Annotated in this window: 18 protein-coding genes; 13 read left to right on the plus strand and 5 right to left on the minus strand. The window is 38.1% G+C overall.

The window, feature by feature from the left end; all coding sequences use genetic code 11:
- Positions 1-102: 102 nt before the first annotated feature.
- Both L1S31_RS13695 and L1S31_RS13700 read right to left on the minus strand, forming a co-directional pair.
- Complete coding sequence (locus L1S31_RS13695) at positions 103-471, minus strand: DMT family protein (protein WP_236465331.1); 369 nt, start codon at positions 469-471, stop codon at positions 103-105.
- Positions 471-1,994: a helicase HerA-like domain-containing protein gene (locus L1S31_RS13700; RefSeq protein ID WP_236465332.1), complete on the minus strand. Its 1,524-nt coding sequence runs from the start codon at positions 1,992-1,994 to the stop codon at positions 471-473. Before L1S31_RS13700 ends, L1S31_RS13695 begins: the two co-directional genes overlap by 1 nt.
- Positions 1,995-2,380: 386 nt before the next feature.
- Here L1S31_RS13700 and L1S31_RS13705 point away from each other — a divergent pair, with 386 nt between their 5' ends.
- The 10 genes from L1S31_RS13705 (at position 2,381) to L1S31_RS13750 (ending at position 10,889) form a co-directional block, all read left to right on the plus strand.
- Positions 2,381-3,202, plus strand: coding sequence for a MotA/TolQ/ExbB proton channel family protein (locus L1S31_RS13705; protein ID WP_236465333.1), 822 nt, complete (start codon positions 2,381-2,383; stop codon positions 3,200-3,202).
- 44 nt (positions 3,203-3,246) lie between these two features.
- Positions 3,247-3,882, plus strand: coding sequence for an ExbD/TolR family protein (locus tag L1S31_RS13710; RefSeq protein WP_236465335.1), 636 nt, complete (start codon positions 3,247-3,249; stop codon positions 3,880-3,882).
- Positions 3,883-3,899: 17 nt separating this feature from the next.
- Positions 3,900-4,460, plus strand: coding sequence for an ExbD/TolR family protein (locus tag L1S31_RS13715; protein ID WP_236465336.1), 561 nt, complete (start codon positions 3,900-3,902; stop codon positions 4,458-4,460).
- A 20-nt stretch (positions 4,461-4,480) separates the two neighbouring features.
- Complete coding sequence (locus tag L1S31_RS13720; RefSeq protein WP_236465337.1) at positions 4,481-5,266, plus strand: energy transducer TonB; 786 nt, start codon at positions 4,481-4,483, stop codon at positions 5,264-5,266.
- 232 nt (positions 5,267-5,498) lie between these two features.
- Positions 5,499-6,422 (plus strand): PstS family phosphate ABC transporter substrate-binding protein, encoded by a 924-nt coding sequence (locus tag L1S31_RS13725; RefSeq protein WP_370637879.1) that lies wholly within the window; start codon positions 5,499-5,501, stop codon positions 6,420-6,422.
- 10 nt (positions 6,423-6,432) lie between these two features.
- A complete protein-coding gene (locus tag L1S31_RS13730) occupies positions 6,433-8,100 on the plus strand; it encodes a tetratricopeptide repeat protein (protein WP_236465338.1) in 1,668 nt (555 codons plus the stop codon).
- Between the two features lie 85 nt (positions 8,101-8,185).
- Entirely contained in the window at positions 8,186-8,818 is a 633-nt protein-coding gene (locus tag L1S31_RS13735) for a 7-carboxy-7-deazaguanine synthase QueE (RefSeq protein ID WP_236465339.1), read from the plus strand.
- Between the two features lie 7 nt (positions 8,819-8,825).
- Positions 8,826-9,209, plus strand: a complete 384-nt coding sequence (locus L1S31_RS13740; RefSeq protein WP_236465340.1) for an energy transducer TonB — start codon at positions 8,826-8,828, stop codon at positions 9,207-9,209.
- Positions 9,210-9,254: 45 nt separating this feature from the next.
- A complete protein-coding gene (locus tag L1S31_RS13745; RefSeq protein ID WP_236465341.1) occupies positions 9,255-9,659 on the plus strand; it encodes a DUF2059 domain-containing protein in 405 nt (134 codons plus the stop codon).
- Between the two features lie 72 nt (positions 9,660-9,731).
- Positions 9,732-10,889, plus strand: coding sequence for an aminotransferase class V-fold PLP-dependent enzyme (locus tag L1S31_RS13750; protein ID WP_236465342.1), 1,158 nt, complete (start codon positions 9,732-9,734; stop codon positions 10,887-10,889).
- A gap of 81 nt (positions 10,890-10,970) precedes the next feature.
- On the opposite strand, the gene L1S31_RS13755 is transcribed toward L1S31_RS13750, so the two are convergent.
- Complete coding sequence (locus L1S31_RS13755) at positions 10,971-11,516, minus strand: YfiT family bacillithiol transferase (protein WP_236465344.1); 546 nt, start codon at positions 11,514-11,516, stop codon at positions 10,971-10,973.
- A 3-nt stretch (positions 11,517-11,519) separates the two neighbouring features.
- Positions 11,520-12,221 carry a class I SAM-dependent methyltransferase gene (locus L1S31_RS13760; protein ID WP_236465345.1) on the minus strand — a complete coding sequence of 234 codons (702 nt, stop codon included), beginning with the start codon at positions 12,219-12,221 and terminating at the stop codon, positions 11,520-11,522.
- Positions 12,222-12,271: 50 nt separating this feature from the next.
- On the opposite strand from L1S31_RS13760, the gene L1S31_RS13765 reads away from it, so the two are divergent.
- Positions 12,272-12,772 (plus strand): YkgJ family cysteine cluster protein, encoded by a 501-nt coding sequence (locus L1S31_RS13765; protein ID WP_370637880.1) that lies wholly within the window; start codon positions 12,272-12,274, stop codon positions 12,770-12,772.
- A 2-nt stretch (positions 12,773-12,774) separates the two neighbouring features.
- Positions 12,775-13,176, plus strand: coding sequence for a PH domain-containing protein (locus L1S31_RS13770; RefSeq protein WP_236465347.1), 402 nt, complete (start codon positions 12,775-12,777; stop codon positions 13,174-13,176).
- Here L1S31_RS13770 and L1S31_RS13775 read toward each other — a convergent pair.
- Complete coding sequence (locus L1S31_RS13775) at positions 13,173-14,402, minus strand: exo-beta-N-acetylmuramidase NamZ family protein (protein WP_236465348.1); 1,230 nt, start codon at positions 14,400-14,402, stop codon at positions 13,173-13,175. The genes L1S31_RS13770 and L1S31_RS13775 overlap by 4 nt on opposite strands.
- Positions 14,403-14,406: 4 nt before the next feature.
- Here L1S31_RS13775 and L1S31_RS13780 point away from each other — a divergent pair, with 4 nt between their 5' ends.
- Complete coding sequence (locus L1S31_RS13780; RefSeq protein WP_236465352.1) at positions 14,407-15,639, plus strand: ABC transporter permease; 1,233 nt, start codon at positions 14,407-14,409, stop codon at positions 15,637-15,639.
- Positions 15,640-15,940: the final 301 nt, after the last annotated feature.

Below are 15,940 nucleotides of genomic sequence, written 5' to 3' on the forward strand. Positions count from 1 at the left end.
GCGTTTGATTTTGTTGGGTTAGATAACTACCAAATGTACAGATTAGTTTTTATTAATCAATTATTAATGAGTAAACTGTAGGTTTAAATTAGAATTCGATATCTATTTTTTGAAGATAAAATACACTGCTAAAATCAAAAAGCAAAAACCAACAGCGTGGTTCCAACGGAAACTTTCGTTCTTAAAGAAAAGCATCGAGAAAATGACAAAAACTACCAATGTTATTACTTCCTGGATGACTTTGAGCTGCATTAGGGAAAATGGCCCGCCATTGCCTTCGTAACCGATTTTATTGGCCGGAACCTGAAAGCAGTATTCAAACAAGGCCAATCCCCAACTGATTAATACAATCGTAATCAATCCGGCGTTTTCAAACCATTTGAGTTCCTTGAATTTCAAATGGCCGTACCAGGCCAAAGTCATGAATACATTGGATAAAACCAACAATGCAATGGTCAGATAACTTTTCATTATTTTCGGAATATTTTGCTCAGTACTCCAAAAACACCACGAATGAAAGTTGCACTGGTGACCACTTTCACCACCGATTTTCCAATAACTGAAGCGGTACTTGGCTCGCCGCTTTTTCTCTCTTCGGCTTTGGTTTCCTCTTCTGCCTGTGCTTCTGCCTGTTGATTGGCGTCATCGATTTTCTTCGTCAGCATTTCATAAGCGCTTTCGCGGTCAATTTCCTCAGCATATTTTTTGACCAATTTTGATTTGGCATTTATTTCGGCAATTTCCGAATCGGTCAAAACATCCATTCGGCTCATTGGCGCACGCATCATCGTTGCTGCCAGTGGCGTTGGAACTCCTTTTTCATTCAATGCCGTTACAAAGGCTTCTCCAATTCCGAGGCTGGTCAGTTCATCTTCGGTTTTATAATATTTTGAGGTTGGATAATTATCTGCGGTTTGTTTGATGGCTTGGCGGTCATTTGCCGTAAAAGCACGTAAGGCATGTTGGATTTTCAATCCCAATTGGGCCAAAACACTAGCCGGAACGTCCATTGGGTTTTGGGTTACAAAATAAACACCAATTCCTTTGGAACGGATTAGTTTAATAATGGTTTCAATCTGATCCAGCAACGCTTTGCTGGCTTCGTTGAAAATCAAATGCGCTTCGTCAATAAAAATGACCAATTCGGGTTGATCTGCATCTCCTTTTTCAGGCATCTGTTGATAGATTTCGGCCAACAGGCTCAGCATAAATGTCGAGAACAATTTTGGCTTATCCTGGATATCAGTCAGGCGGATGATGTTCACATAGCCTTTTCCGTTTTCATCAATACGCATCAAGTCATCAATTTCGAATGATTTTTCGCCAAAAAACAAATCGCCGCCCTGCTGTTCCAATTCGATGATTTTGCGAAGGATGATTCCTGTGGTTGAAGTAGAAATCTTGCCGTAATTCTCCTCGATTTCCTCTTTTCCTTCTTCGGTGATGTAATTCAGGACTTTTTTGATGTCCTTCAAATCCAGAAGCGGCATTTTACGGTCATCACAGTATTTGAAGATGACCGAAACTACGCCAGCCTGCGTATCATTTAAATCTAAAATCCTTGAAAATAAAACTGGTCCAAATTCAGAAACAGTGGCACGAAGCCGAACACCATTTTGCTGTGAAAGCGACATCAGCTCTACCGGAAATGCAGCGGTAGCATAAGGGATGTTGATTTTGGCATGACGCTCTGTGATAAAAGGTTTTTCCTCACCTTCCTTGGCAATGCCGGAGAAATCACCTTTGATATCCATCATCAAAACCGGAATCCCAAAGGAGGATAATTGCTCAGACAATACCTGAATGGTTTTTGTTTTCCCTGTTCCGGTCGCGCCAGCTATCAATCCGTGGCGGTTTAGTGTTTTTAGCGTAACTTTCACAAATGTATCGGCTATGGCTTCACCGTTTAAAATTGCTCCTCCAAGAACAATGCTTTCGCCTTTTGAAGCATAGCCTTCATTGATATAATTGCTAAAATCTGATGATGTTGACATTGATTATTTTATTTTAGATGATAAAGATATTGCAAAGTAATGCTTTTTTCAAAATCAAGGAAACGTTAATTGTTTTCCGTTAAGAGAATATTATCAATAATTTTAACCTTCCAAAAAAAAGTTTCAGTTGTAAATACATTTTCGCCCCTTTTTGCGTTATATACTTATTAATAATGCATTAGAATCTAAAAAAAGAACCAGGTTTTTATTTTATTTCTAACAAATGTTAAAATAGGCGGAAACGCTTGATTATCTAGAATTAAATCGATACCATATTAAAAGTAAAAAAAGTTTTTTTATTAAAACTAAAAAATTAAATTTGCTCCTAATCAAGTTTATTAACAACTAAAACTTATAATTATTTAAAACTATTAAAATTTAAAAAAATGGCAAACGTTAAAAAAGAAAGCGGTTCAAAAGGTGTTGGTATGATTTCAGGAATCATTATCGCAGCATGTATTTTTGTTGGATGGATTATTTGGAATTTCATCATGGGTAATGGTGCTAACTTTGAAGGTGGCGTAAACACTGGTCATCCACTTCCAGGAAATTATTTAGCAATGGTATATAAAGGAGGTCCAATTGTACCTGTTTTGATGGGATTATTATTGATGGTAATCGTATTTTCGTTTGAGCGTTATGCAGTTATTTCAAAAGCAGCAGGTAAAGGGAATTTAGATACTTTTATGAAAAATATAACTGCTGATATTAAAGGAGGAAAAATTGACGAGGCTATTGCTTTATGTGACAAACAACAAGGTTCGGTTGCAAATGCAGTAAAATCAGCATTAGTAAAATATCAGGAAGTAAAAGCAGAAGGCTTTAATAGTGAGGATGCTGCTGAAACGATCCGTGAGGAAATCGAAGAGGCTACAGCTCTTGAAATGCCAATGTTGGAGAAAAACTTAACAATCATCTCTACTTTGGTATCATTAGGAACACTTGCAGGGTTATTAGGAACGGTAACTGGTATGATTAAAGCGTTTGGAGCGTTAGCATCTACAGGTACTCCAGACCAGGCAGCTCTTGCAAACGGTATCTCTGAGGCACTTATCAATACTGCAACAGGTATCTCTACTTCTGCATTGGCAATCGTAACTTACAACTTCTTTACTTCTAAAATTGACACTTTGACTTATTCAATCGATGAGGCAGGTGCTACAATTGTGAACACTTACAGAAAATTTAGAGGAAGTTTAAAAAAATAATACAGTTATAGAGCAATCTATTAATTGTTTAAAACAAAAAAATAATGGGTAAAGTAAAAATGTCCAAAAAGTCTACATCCATCGACATGACGGCGATGTGTGACGTAGCGTTCCTTTTACTTACATTCTTTATCCTAACGGCAACGGCAAAAGTGCCAGAGCCATTACCCGTAGATACACCATCTTCAACAGTTCAGACTAAACTGCCTGAAACTGGATTGGTGACTATCACGGTAGGAAAAAGCAATGGTCAGGATAGAGTGTTTTTCGGAATGAAAGACAGGGCTATCCGTTCAGGAGCACTAGACTATATGGAACAGAAATATAAGGTGACTTTCACTGAGGAAGAAAAAACCAAATTCGCTCTTATTGACGAGTTCGGCGTGCCTATCCAAGGGTTAAGTCAGTTGCTGAAAATGAGTTCTACAGACAGAGCTAAAAAAGGTGTACAACAAGGAATCCCTTGCGATTCTATTGGTGATAACAATCAATTACAGGATTGGATACAAGGTGCTAGAAAAGCTAATATTGAAAACGGAGGAACAAAAGAACTTCAGTTTGCAATAAAAGGCGATGCTAAAGAAGAATATCCACAAATCAAAAGAGTGATGGATATTTTACAGGACCAAAAAATCAATAGCTTTAATTTAGTTACTGGTTTAAGAGGAAAAGACTATTAATATAACAACATTATAAAATGGCTGAATTAAATACCGGTGACTCCGGTAAAGGCAAAGGTGGCAAAGTAAGGAGTAAAAAATCCAACGCAAAGGTAGATTTAACTGCCATGGTGGATTTGGCTTTCTTATTGATTACCTTCTTTATGTTGACTACTTCCTTATCTAAACCACAATCCATGGATTTGGGATTGCCTGATAAAGAGGATGATCCAACTAAAAATAAAGATATAAAAGTTGACCAAAGAAGAACCATGACCATCCTTATGGGTGACAATGACAAAATAAAATGGTACCACGGACTTCTTGAAACACCTGAGCCAAACGGAAAACCAACAGACGCTGTATATGGCAGAAATGGCCTGAGAAAGGAAATTCTGAAAAGAGTTACATCTGTACCTCAGGTAACAGGAGATAAAGAAAAAGGATTGATTGTAATTATCAAGCCTAGTAAAAAATCAACTTATAGAAACTTGGTTGATGTATTGGACGAAATGGCAATCTGTAAAGTTCCGACTTATGCAATTGTAAACGACATTACACCTGAAGAGATGAAATTAGTTGATGAAATGAACAAATAATCCACAAAAATATAGTAAAAATGAAATTAGACTTATTTAAAAAACAGTGGATAGATATCGTTTTTGAAGGACGTAATAAAGCCTATGGTGCTTACCAATTGCGTCAGGATGATTCGAAAACTACGTTTCGCGCACTTATTATTGGAGCACTTGTTTTTGGATTGGCAGTAAGCGCACCGCTTATCATCAGCCTTATCCCAGACATGTCAAATAATGATGAAGCTTTGGATCAAAAAATTGTGACCATTAAGCTTCCACCAAAAGAAATACCTAAAGATCTTCCACCACCTCCACCACCACCTCCAAAAGTGGACCAGGTGAAATTTGTAAAGCCAGTTGTGGCCAAAACAGAGGAGATTGTTGAAGAACCACCTAAAGTGGAAGAAATCAAGGATAAAAAATTAGGAGACGAAACCATCAAAGGTGACCCTGATGCACCTTTAAGTGTGGAGCCAGTTGGAACAGGACCAAGCGTAGTAGAAGAGGATAACAATATCTATAATACTGCGGGTATCGAGGTGAAACCAGACTTCCCTGGAGGATTGGAGAAATTCTACAAATTCGTAGGTAAAAATTTCCAGGTTCCTGAAGAAGATGGTTTGAAAGGAAAAATATTTGTGACCTTCGTTGTTGAAAAGGATGGTTCACTTACAGATATTAAAGTACTTAGGGACATTGGTTACGGAACAGGAAAAGAAGCTATCAGAGTTTTAAAGTCTTGTCCTAAATGGAATCCTGGTGAGCAAAATGGTAAAAAGGTAAGGGTATTGTATTCTCTTCCAATTTCTATTCAATCAGCAGAATAAATGACTTCAAAAATCATAGAAAATTTCAAGAAGAAATCGCTTAAAGAGCGATTTCTTCTATTTATTAGCTTATTGAATTTTTTAGCGTTCTGTTTTTTGGGTTCGCTATTGCTGTTTTGGGATAAATTAAAATTAAATTTGCCAAATAATATGCAGCTTATTGTAGGCTGTCTAATAATATTGTTTGGTTTTTTGCGTTTTATAACCCAGATAAAACGTTTGAATAGTTTAGATGATGAATAAATTAACCAAGTCACTTGTTGGTTTTGCTTTACTAACACTGCTTTTTGTATTTTCCTGCCAAAAGAAGGAAAGTAATAATGCTGATAGCATACTTGAAGGAAAAGCATCGGTATATGTAGACGAATCAATACTTCCGATAATCGAAGATGAAACGGCAGTTTTTGAAACGGAGTATAAAGCCAAATTAAATTTGGTGCCAAAATCGGAAAATGAAATAGTGAATTCGTTATTAAACGATACAGCCAAAATCGCTATCCTGACAAGGGAACTTTCAGAGAAGGAGTTGAAAGCATTTAAATCAAAAAAGATAAATCCAAGAGTCACGCCATTTGCAACTGACGCTGTAGCCTTTATCAAAAATAAAACTGCCAACGATACTTTGGTTGCTTTGCAGGATGTCATCGATTTTATGAAAGGCAAAACCGTCCCTAACATTAAAGGGGTTGTTTTTGACAATGCCAATTCCAGCACAGTAAGATATATTTCTGAAGTTTCAGGAGTAACCGTGGCAAATCAGAAAAATATCTTTTCGATGAAGACCAATGAAGAGGTCATCAAATACGTGGCAGAAAACAATGGCATGGTTGGTGTCATAGGCATGAATTGGATTTTTCAGCCACCATTGAATTTGGAGGCAGACGTAGATAAAATCAATGTTCTTTCGGTTAAAGGGCTGAACAAAACGGAATACTTTTTTCCATCACAAGATAACCTTGCGACAGGTAAATATCCTTTGGCACGCCATTTGTATATTGTCAATTGTCAGGGTTATTCCGGACTTGGAATGGGATTCGGTTCCTTCCTTACAGGAGAAAGAGGTCAACGCATAATTCTAAAATCAGGTTTATATCCTGAGCGTACACCCAGTAGAAAAATCGTGATACGAAACACAATTACAAAAAATAAAAATTAAATAGAAGAAGATGAACAAGTTTAAAATTTTCAGCTTAGCGTTAGTAGCAACCACATTTGCGAAAGCACAAGATTTAGAGCCAGCGAAGAAAGCTATTGATGCTGAACAATTTGAGAAAGCAAAATCGTTATTAAAATCAGTTATACAGGCAAAGCCTACAAATGGTAAGGCAGCCTTTCTTTTAGGGAACATTTACCTAAAGCAAAACATTTCTGATTCGGCTTCAATCTATTTTCAAAAAGGGCTGTCAGCTAGTGATGGTGGAAGATTCAATAATATAGGTTTAGGTCAAATGGATTTGGATGCAAACAATAAAGCTGCAGCACAAGCCAAATTTGACATGGTCATGAAAGAATTGAAAAAGAAAGATACCGAAGAGTATGTGTACATTGCCCGTGCTTACATGAATGCTGACAAACCTGATTACAAAAGTGCTATCGCAGTTTTGACAAAAGCCGCAACAGCAAACCCAAATGATGCTCAGGTACAATTGGCTTTAGGAGATGCTTATTACGGGGATAAAAATCAGAATGATTCTTATATCGCTTACAGGAATGCTTACCAGTTTGACAGCAGTTTGATTAGAGCCAAAATGCAATTGGGAGTTTTGTTGAAGGGTGCCAAAGCTTATACTGAAGCAGTAAAGGCCTACAATGAAGTTATCGCAATCAACCCTAATTATGGGCCGGTTTATCGTGAACTAGCAGAAACCTATTATTTATGGGGAAACAATGTTCCGAAAACCTATGAGGAAAATATCAAAAAAGCATTAGGCTTTTATGAAAAATATATGAGCTTAACCGATTATTCTGTTAACTCCCGTATGCGTCATGCCGACTTTTTAATCTTAGCTAAAGATTACAAAGCTCTTGAAGACGAAGCCAACAAAATGAAACAATTGGATGGTGTTAACCCAAGAATCATGCGTTATTTAGGATACTCGGCTTATGAAAACGGAAACGTTGACGTGGCTTTGAGTTCACTGCAGAATTATACAGCCAACCCAAATAATAAAATTATCCCTCGTGATTATTTGTATTTAGGACAAGCCAAAATTAAAAAAGGTATCGCTGCAGATGGTAAAGTAATCGATCCAGCTCAATTAACTGCAGGAATTGCTGACCTTAAAAAAGCAGTGGAAATGGAGCCTTTAGCAGCGAATGAATTGAACGACATTGGGAAAAAATTATACGACCAAAAAGCTTTCGGTGCCGCTTCAGCAGTTTTTGAACTTGCAGTTAGTAATCCAAATTCTAAAAATTATTTAATTGACAATTTCTATTTAGGAAACTCAATCTATTACGATAACACAAGAAAAGATGTTGTAAAACCAGATCCGGTTGCATTGCAAAAAGCAGATGTAGCTTTCGGAAATGTAATTACAGCTTCACCAACAACTCAGGATGCTTACATATTCAGGGCAAGAACAAATAAGTTGCTTGACAATGATGCAATGATTTCAAAATATTATGAAGACTACATCAGGGTTGTAACCGAAAAAGGCGCTGAGGAAGTAACCAAAAACAAAGTTAAATTTGTTGAAGCTTACAATAATATCGGAGCAGTATATGCGAATACTGATAAAGCAAAAGCCATAGAATACTTCAATAAAGCGCTTGAGTTAGATGCAGCAAATGAATATGCAAAAAGCTCTATCGAACAACTTAAGAAAAAATAATTTTAAAACTCATATTTAAAAACCGTTCCAAATCTTGGAGCGGTTTTTTATTTAATAAGTATCTTTGCCGACTAGATTGAATAAAATGTTATCAAAAGAAACACAATTAGCCGTTGAAAAAGGAGAAATGCTTCCGCTTATGGAAGAGTTTTATACTATTCAGGGGGAAGGATTTCATACAGGAACTGCTGCTTATTTCATCCGAATAGGTGGTTGTGATGTAGGTTGTCACTGGTGTGATGTCAAGGAAAGCTGGAATGCCGAACTACATCCTCCAACGGCTACTGACTTGATTGTTGCCAATGCAAAAAAATACGCCGATACTGTTGTGGTAACTGGAGGCGAGCCATTGACCTGGGATATGACTGTGCTTACACAGAAATTAAAGGACAGCAAATTGAAGGTACATATAGAAACTTCCGGAGCGTATCCTGTTTCAGGAAGCTGGGATTGGTTTTGTCTTTCCCCTAAGAAAAATAAATTGCCCGTTGCCGATGCTTATGCCATTGCCAATGAGCTAAAAGTCATTGTTTATAATAAACATGATTTCATATTCGCTGAAGAACAAGCTGCCAAAGTAAATCCCAATGCTATTCTTTTCCTGCAGCCTGAATGGAGTAAAAAAGAAGAAATGACTCCTTTAATTGTAGACTACGTAATGAACAATCCAAAATGGAGAGTTTCCCTGCAAACCCATAAATATTTAAACATCCCTTAAACTCGCCATGAAATTAATTAAAATCTTATTGTTTGTTTTATTTCCTGTTATCGGATTTTCCCAAATCCAGGGAGAAGATGAAGTGTATTTAAGTGGTGATAGGATTGAAGCCAAATTCAATGGTGGAGGTTTGGAAAAGTTTGGCGAATATCTTCATAAGGAATTTGATTATTCCAAGGTTACAAAGCCAGGAAAGCTGGAAGCCGCTTTCACCATTGATGAAGAAGGAAATGTAACAAAAATACGGATTACACAGGTTCTGGATGTTGATTCGGCAACCGAGTTCATCAGGGTTTTGAAAAAGTGCCCTAAATGGGAACCAGCCCAACGGAACGGGAAGCCAATAAGCATTGAGATAAAATATCCAATGGTTTTCAGAAGTAAATCATAACACAATACCTCATTTATATTTTTAACCAATTTTAAAACAACATTAATGAAAAAATTAGTAATTACTGCAATGTTCGCATTTGTTTCGGTTGCAGGTATGGCTCAGGAAAAAGCAAGCCGTGAAGATGTATACAAAGTAATCGAAAATAGCGGAGCAGCAGGTCAGATGAGTGCCATTAAAAAGCAAATCCTGGGAATGATTCCTCAAGACAAACAAGCCGCTTTTTTAGTAGAGTTTGATGTCATCATCAAAAAGGCAAATGAAAAAACAGTAGACGTTTATTTGGAAGAATTTACCAAACAGGACATTAAGGCAATGCTTGATTTCTACAATTCGCCAACAGGAAAAAAAATGGCACAGAAATCAGAAGTAATTGCAACAAAATCACAAGAGGCTATGGCGGGATTGCAGTCTGAAATCCAGGCAATGGTAATGAAATACATGCAATAAGATACACCAATTATAATTTTAAAATCCCAAACATTTATTGTTTGGGATTTTTTATTTTTACCAAAAAAAACTATGAACCCAGAATTCCTTTTAGACCCTAACATTACGTTTTTAAACCACGGTTCGTTTGGCTCCTGTCCAAAACCAATTTTTGAAGAATTTCAACGTTTCCAACTCGAGCTTGAAACTGAGCCTGTTGAATTCATTACCAAAAAGCAACCCAAATATCTTAAAACTGCCCGTGAAAGTTTGGCCCAGTTTGTAGGCTGCCATGCAGAAGATTTGTTCTTCACTTCCAATCCGACTTTTGCGATTAATGTTATCATGCGTAGCATCAAACTGAATAAAGGTGATGAAATACTTTCCACGAATCACGAGTATGGTGCAATGGACAGGACGTGGAATTTTTATTGCAAAAAATCAGGAGCAAAATACATCCGTCAAAATATTTCTTTACCAATTGTTTCAAAAGAACAAATCATCGAAGAGTTCTGGAAAGGATACAACGAAAACACTAAAGTTGTTTTCCTCAACCAGATGTCGAGTGCAACCGCTTTGATTTTTCCGGTAAAGGAGATTTGTGACCGAGCCAAGGAATTGGGATTGATAACCATTGTTGACGGAGCGCATGTTCCGGCGCAACTCGATTTGGATATTTCCGAATTAAATCCCGATTACTACACCGGAACGCTGCACAAATGGATGCTGGCACCCAAAGGAAGTTCCTTTTTATATGTCAAACCTGAATTGCAAAACGACCTCGAACCTTTGATTGTAAGCTGGGGTTACGAAAGCGTTGCGCCAGGAGAAAGCCAGTTTTTGGATTATCATGAATTGCAGGGAACGAGAGATGTTTCAGCTTTTTTATGTACGCCAAAAGTGGTTGAGTTCCTGAACCGGAACAACTGGAAGGAAGTTTCAAAATCGTGCAAGCAGATTGTCTTAAACAATTATCAACGCTTTTGTGATTTATTGAATGCCAAACCACTCAGCCCACTTACAACCGAATTTTTAGGCCAGATGGCAAGTGTTCCTATCAATACCGATAAGCCTTCTGAGCTGAAGAATATGCTCTACGATAAATACAAAATCCAGGTTCCGGTAATGCCGTTGAATGGGAATTTTTACATTCGGTATTCCATCAATGCTTACAATTCTCAGCTGGATTTAGATAAATTGTACAATGCGTTGAAGGAAATCATTGAAACGACAGATTTGATTCAGGTGTAGTTTTTTTAGCCCCGATTGTAGTGAAAATCCTTTTTGCTTTAGCAAAAAGATTGTAGCGGAAAGCGGGAATAGCTCCTAAAACTAATTCCAGCCTTCTCTTTTCTTAAGCTCAGTAATGTGCGCCAAATGATGGTTGCAATGCCATTCGTAAAGGCAGATCATTTCGCGGAGTTCAAATTCCTTGTTGTGTTCCGGATGGATGTACGCCATTTCCAAATCGGTTTCGGATAGGCTTTTCATTATAAATGCCAGGCGAAAATGAAGCCCTTCCAAAAACAGCAGCGTTGGTTCAATAGGCATGGTTTTATTGTCAATGCCTTCGCCCCAAAGATTTTCGTAATAGAATTTGATGGTCGGATTGTTTTCAGTCATCGTCCATTTCAGGCGGATAAGGCAGTTCATATGGCTATCGGCGCAATGATGGATAACCTGTCGAACGGACCAGCCTTCAGGGCGATACGGAGTTTCGAGCTGGCTGTTTGACAAATGCGCCACTTCCGATTTTAGTTTATGCGGAAAGTCGGCTATCGTTTGTATGGCTTTTGCCAGAAGTTCGGGCGTGTAGGTTTTAGGTGCTTCAAATTTTCCAATAGGATAACGCAGTTTTTCGAGTTCGGATTTTTCCATAATTTAAAGTGTAAGTTTTGCTAAATAATCAAAATGTTTGCCTTCCATAACCAATTCACATTCCAAGCCATTGGCATGCGCCGCATTCTGAAGCGTGTTATAATCTAAATACAGCCATGGGAATGGAACTTCGGTTTCATTTTTATACGAAATCGTAAAAGTGAGCTCGCCATAGTAACCGTTGGCCGGAACCGAATAACTGCCATCTTCGTCTTCATCAAACATATAAATGATGTCGGAACTGTCAATCAGGATTTGACCATCCGGATTCAAAAGTGACTTCAGTTGCTGCAGGTATTTTGAGGTTTCGGCTAAAGTTCCAAAAATACCAGTGCCGTTCATCAATAATAGAATGGTGTCGAATTTCTCGCTTTTTACATCCAAAACATTTTGAACCTGGACATCCTTCAAGCCGCGAAGTTCGCTTGCCTTTACTGCATTGGCAGAAATATCGATTGCTTTTACCTCAAAACCTTTTTCCTCAAGATACAGAGCATGGCTTCCGGCACCACAACCCACATCCAAAACTTTTCCTTTCGCAAGCTGCAAGGCTTTTTTTTCCAGTTTGGGCATATCGTTATAGGAGCGGAAAAGATATTCCACGCTCATCTCATCGGGTTCTGAAATGTTGGTTTCCGTTATCAAATCTTCGTGAGAATTGTTGGTCTGAAAGTCAAGTATGGCTTTTCCGAAAAGGTCTAACATTTTATAAGGTGTTTGAAGTTTTTCGATTGAAAGTTGCTTAATTTTGTACCATGAGTCTGAAGCCATCATTAAACGAAATCCAAAAGTTAGCCAAAGATAAGCATATCGAAAACAAAAAGTATTTTGATAAGCTCAAAAAGAAAACACCTAAAAACCTGGATTATGTGATGCAGGATCTGCATGAAGCCGAATTCAAGAGGACCGATTGCCTGAAGTGCGCCAATTGCTGTAAAACCACTGGACCGCTTTTTACTTTGGCAGATATCGAACGCATTTCCAAACATCTGAAGCAAAAACCACAACAGTTCATCGATCAGTATCTTCGCATTGATGAAGACAAGGATTATGTGCTTCAAAGTGTTCCGTGTACGTTTCTGGACCATGAAAATTATTGTATGATCTATGATGTGCGCCCTAAAGCCTGTCGCGAGTTTCCACATACCGACCGAAAAAAATTCCAGCAGATTTCCGATTTGACCCTGAAGAATGTGGCCATTTGCCCTGCAGCTTATAACATCGTGGAAGAAATGAAAAAAAAATTACCTTTATAGTTATGAAAATATACAAATCGAAAATAGATTGGTGGATGGGATTGCCCTTATTATATCCCATATTTAAAAGCATCGTAGGCATTATTGAAGGAGAATGGATAGGTTATTTGGGATTAACCGCTTGTTTCCTGTTTTTCTTTTTTATTTCAAAATCGACGAGGTATATCATCGAAGAAAATCAATTGACCGTAAAATGCCTGTTTATTGTGAATGACAAAATAGATATTTCCAACATTAGGAAAATTGAAAAAACCGGCAGCATATTAAGTTCGCCAGCCCTATCGCTTGACAGGATAGCGCTAAAGTTCAACAAGTACGATGAAGTTTATATTTCACCAAAAGACAAAAAGGCGTTTGTGGAAGATTTGCTAAAACTCAATTCGGGGATTGAAGTGAAAATTTAATTATAGATTAAATATTTCGTACGCAATGTTTTAAAGTCATTGAGTCCTTTTTCCCAGGATTTCCTGATGTCTTCTTCGGAAATTCCGGCTTCAATTTGTTTCTGCAGTTTTTTGGTTCCGGCCAATTTGGTAAAGAAGGGTGTAAAGAACTTCGATTTATCCGATGTTGAATTGTACGCCTTAATCAGCCATTTCAATTCCAGTTGATGCACTTTTGGAGCCTGGCTTAAGTCCTCGCCATAACACAACAACCCTTTATTCATTGGATCTTTGGAACCAAAATTGGAAACCGGCGTAAAACTAAAAGGGAAAACACTTTTTGGAAGGAATGGCGATCCGTAAATCTGGAACTGCTTTTCGGTTCCGCGTCCCGAACTTACATTTGTCCCTTCAAACAAACACAAACTTGCATACAGATTGATTGCCTGGTCGTTTGGCAGATTCGGTGAAGGTTTTTCGGGAAGGCTGTAGAACATATCGCGTTTGTAATTCAAACACGGAATAACAGTCAGGTTGCATTGGATTCCATTTTTCAACCATTTTTCACCATTAATCATTTTCCCATACTCGCCAATCGTCATGCCGTGAAGTGTAGGTATAGGATGCATCCCAATGAAACTTGTATTTTCCTTTTCAAGGATTGGTCCATCTACAATGCTGCCATTCGGATTTGGCCTGTCCAAAATAATAAGCGGGATATTGTTTTCCGCACAAGCTTCCATTATATAATGTAACGAAGAAATATAAGTGTAGAATCGGGCACCAACATCCTGCAGGTCAAAAAGCAAAACGTCGATTCCCGCTAAATGTTCGGGTTTAGGTTTTTTATTATCGCCATAAAGTGAGATGATTGGCAAACCGGTTTTAGCATCTTTCCCATCAACCACATGTTCGCCGGCATCGGCTGTTCCCCGGAAACCATGCTCCGGAGCATAGATTTTTTTTAAATCTATTTTTTGTTCCAAAAGAAAATCAACTACATGGGTCTTGTTTAAAAGGATTCCGGTTTGATTGGTGACAATGCCCACCTTTTTGTCTTTAAGCAACGGAAGATAGGCTTGGTAATTATTGGCTCCCACCGCGAAGTTAAATCCCGGGGAAACCACTTTTTTTTCCGTAACCTTAATTTCTTTAGTCCTTAGCGTCTGGCCCTTATTGGTTCCACACGAAAGCATTAGCAAAACCGAGAATAAAACTGTATTTTTGAACACCAAATTTGAAATCATACCATTGAAATTAGAATATTTTATAGCGAAACGACTCATTACTGCTAAAGACCATAAAAGTAGTATTTCTGCGCCAATAATAAAAATTGCCATAACCGCAATTGCTTTGGGAATGATTATGATGATTGTCTCCATCGCCACGGGAATTGGCCTGCAGCAAAAAATACGCCAAAAAGTTTCTGCCTTCAATGGCCATATAATCATTTCGGGTTATAATGACAACAATTCCGATGTGAGCACTGATCCGATTTCAATCCATCAGAAATTCTACCCAAAATTTAAAGAAGTCGACGGGATACAGCACATACAGGCCGTAGCCAGCAAGGCCGGGATGATTAGGACTGAAGCTGCTTTTGAAGGGATTATCTTCAAAGGCGTTGGAAAGGATTATCAAACCGATAACCTCAAGGAATATTTGGTCGAAGGCCGTTTGCCCAATTTCAAATCGACCCTCAACGAAGAAACCCTCATTTCGCAATATTTATGCAATCGATTAGGACTGAAGCTCGGAGACAGGTTTGTAACTTATTTTATGAAGGAAGACAGCGAAGGATACAATCTCCGCAATTTCAAGATTGTCGGAATCTACAACTCAGGCTTTCAGGAATTCGACGCCAATTATGTCATTGGCGACATCCGGCACATACAAAGAATCAACAAATGGAAACCCGACGAAATTGGCTCGTTCGAGGTTTTTGTAGACGATTTCACCCAAATAGAAAGCAAAGGCCAGCAGGTTTACCAGGAAACATCCTCTACGCTCGATTCGCAAACTATAGTCGAAAAATACTATTATATATTCGAGTGGCTCAAACTGTTTGATTTCAATATCATTGTCATCCTTATTGTTATGATAGCCGTTTCTACCATCAATATGGTTGTCGCACTATTGGTATTGATTTTGGAACGAACCCAAATGATAGGAATCCTAAAATCACTCGGTGCCAATAATTGGTCCGTCCGAAAAATATTCCTTTACAATGCAGCTTATTTGATTGGCCGCGGATTGCTTTGGGGAAACATTATCGGAATCGGTTTGCTGCTACTTCAAAAATATTTCGGAATCATCAAACTCAACCCCGAAAGTTATTACGTCAACGTAGCGCCGGTCGACATCAACCTGCTCTACATACTCGCGCTCAACATAGGAACAGTGGCAATATGTTTATTGGTGCTGCTCATTCCTTCTTATATCATTACCAAAATTTCCCCTTCCAAATCCATTCGCTTTGAATAGGGCCGAGCGTTAAGAAATAGGCCAGTGGCCTATTTTAGTGAAGGAGCCAGGAGGCGCGTTGGATTTAGGAGCACAACATTTTTACTTTTAAGATGTTTTCACCCGCTGTCCGCGCTACATGGTAGCTTGCTTCCATCGGGGCTATTAGACCCGTTTTTGAAAATACCGACGAACTGCAATGGCTAAATAGCAAGTTATCAACATCTTAAAAAAAGATTCAAAAAAGAGCAAAAAAGATTTGGATGTAGAAGATATTAGTTTTTATATTTGCACCCCGCAAGAGAGGGATTGTTCATTGCTA

Source organism: Flavobacterium wongokense (assembly GCF_021608265.1).
Lineage (GTDB): Bacteria > Bacteroidota > Bacteroidia > Flavobacteriales > Flavobacteriaceae > Flavobacterium > Flavobacterium wongokense.

Coding starts and splice junctions, on each gene's coding strand:
- L1S31_RS13720 (WP_236465337.1), top strand. CDS start 4,481: ATGAAATTAGACTTATTTAAAAAACAGTGGATAGATATCGTTTTTGAA.
- L1S31_RS13715 (WP_236465336.1), top strand. CDS start 3,900: ATGGCTGAATTAAATACCGGTGACTCCGGTAAAGGCAAAGGTGGCAAA.
- L1S31_RS13755 (WP_236465344.1), bottom strand. CDS start 11,516: ATGGAAAAATCCGAACTCGAAAAACTGCGTTATCCTATTGGAAAATTT.
- L1S31_RS13730 (WP_236465338.1), top strand. CDS start 6,433: ATGAACAAGTTTAAAATTTTCAGCTTAGCGTTAGTAGCAACCACATTT.
- L1S31_RS13775 (WP_236465348.1), bottom strand. CDS start 14,402: ATGATTTCAAATTTGGTGTTCAAAAATACAGTTTTATTCTCGGTTTTG.
- L1S31_RS13725 (WP_370637879.1), top strand. CDS start 5,499: ATGATGAATAAATTAACCAAGTCACTTGTTGGTTTTGCTTTACTAACA.
- L1S31_RS13745 (WP_236465341.1), top strand. CDS start 9,255: ATGAAAAAATTAGTAATTACTGCAATGTTCGCATTTGTTTCGGTTGCA.
- L1S31_RS13705 (WP_236465333.1), top strand. CDS start 2,381: ATGGCAAACGTTAAAAAAGAAAGCGGTTCAAAAGGTGTTGGTATGATT.
- L1S31_RS13750 (WP_236465342.1), top strand. CDS start 9,732: ATGAACCCAGAATTCCTTTTAGACCCTAACATTACGTTTTTAAACCAC.
- L1S31_RS13760 (WP_236465345.1), bottom strand. CDS start 12,221: ATGTTAGACCTTTTCGGAAAAGCCATACTTGACTTTCAGACCAACAAT.
- L1S31_RS13710 (WP_236465335.1), top strand. CDS start 3,247: ATGGGTAAAGTAAAAATGTCCAAAAAGTCTACATCCATCGACATGACG.
- L1S31_RS13765 (WP_370637880.1), top strand. CDS start 12,272: ATGAGTCTGAAGCCATCATTAAACGAAATCCAAAAGTTAGCCAAAGAT.
- L1S31_RS13735 (WP_236465339.1), top strand. CDS start 8,186: ATGTTATCAAAAGAAACACAATTAGCCGTTGAAAAAGGAGAAATGCTT.
- L1S31_RS13770 (WP_236465347.1), top strand. CDS start 12,775: ATGAAAATATACAAATCGAAAATAGATTGGTGGATGGGATTGCCCTTA.
- L1S31_RS13700 (WP_236465332.1), bottom strand. CDS start 1,994: ATGTCAACATCATCAGATTTTAGCAATTATATCAATGAAGGCTATGCT.
- L1S31_RS13695 (WP_236465331.1), bottom strand. CDS start 471: ATGAAAAGTTATCTGACCATTGCATTGTTGGTTTTATCCAATGTATTC.
- L1S31_RS13740 (WP_236465340.1), top strand. CDS start 8,826: ATGAAATTAATTAAAATCTTATTGTTTGTTTTATTTCCTGTTATCGGA.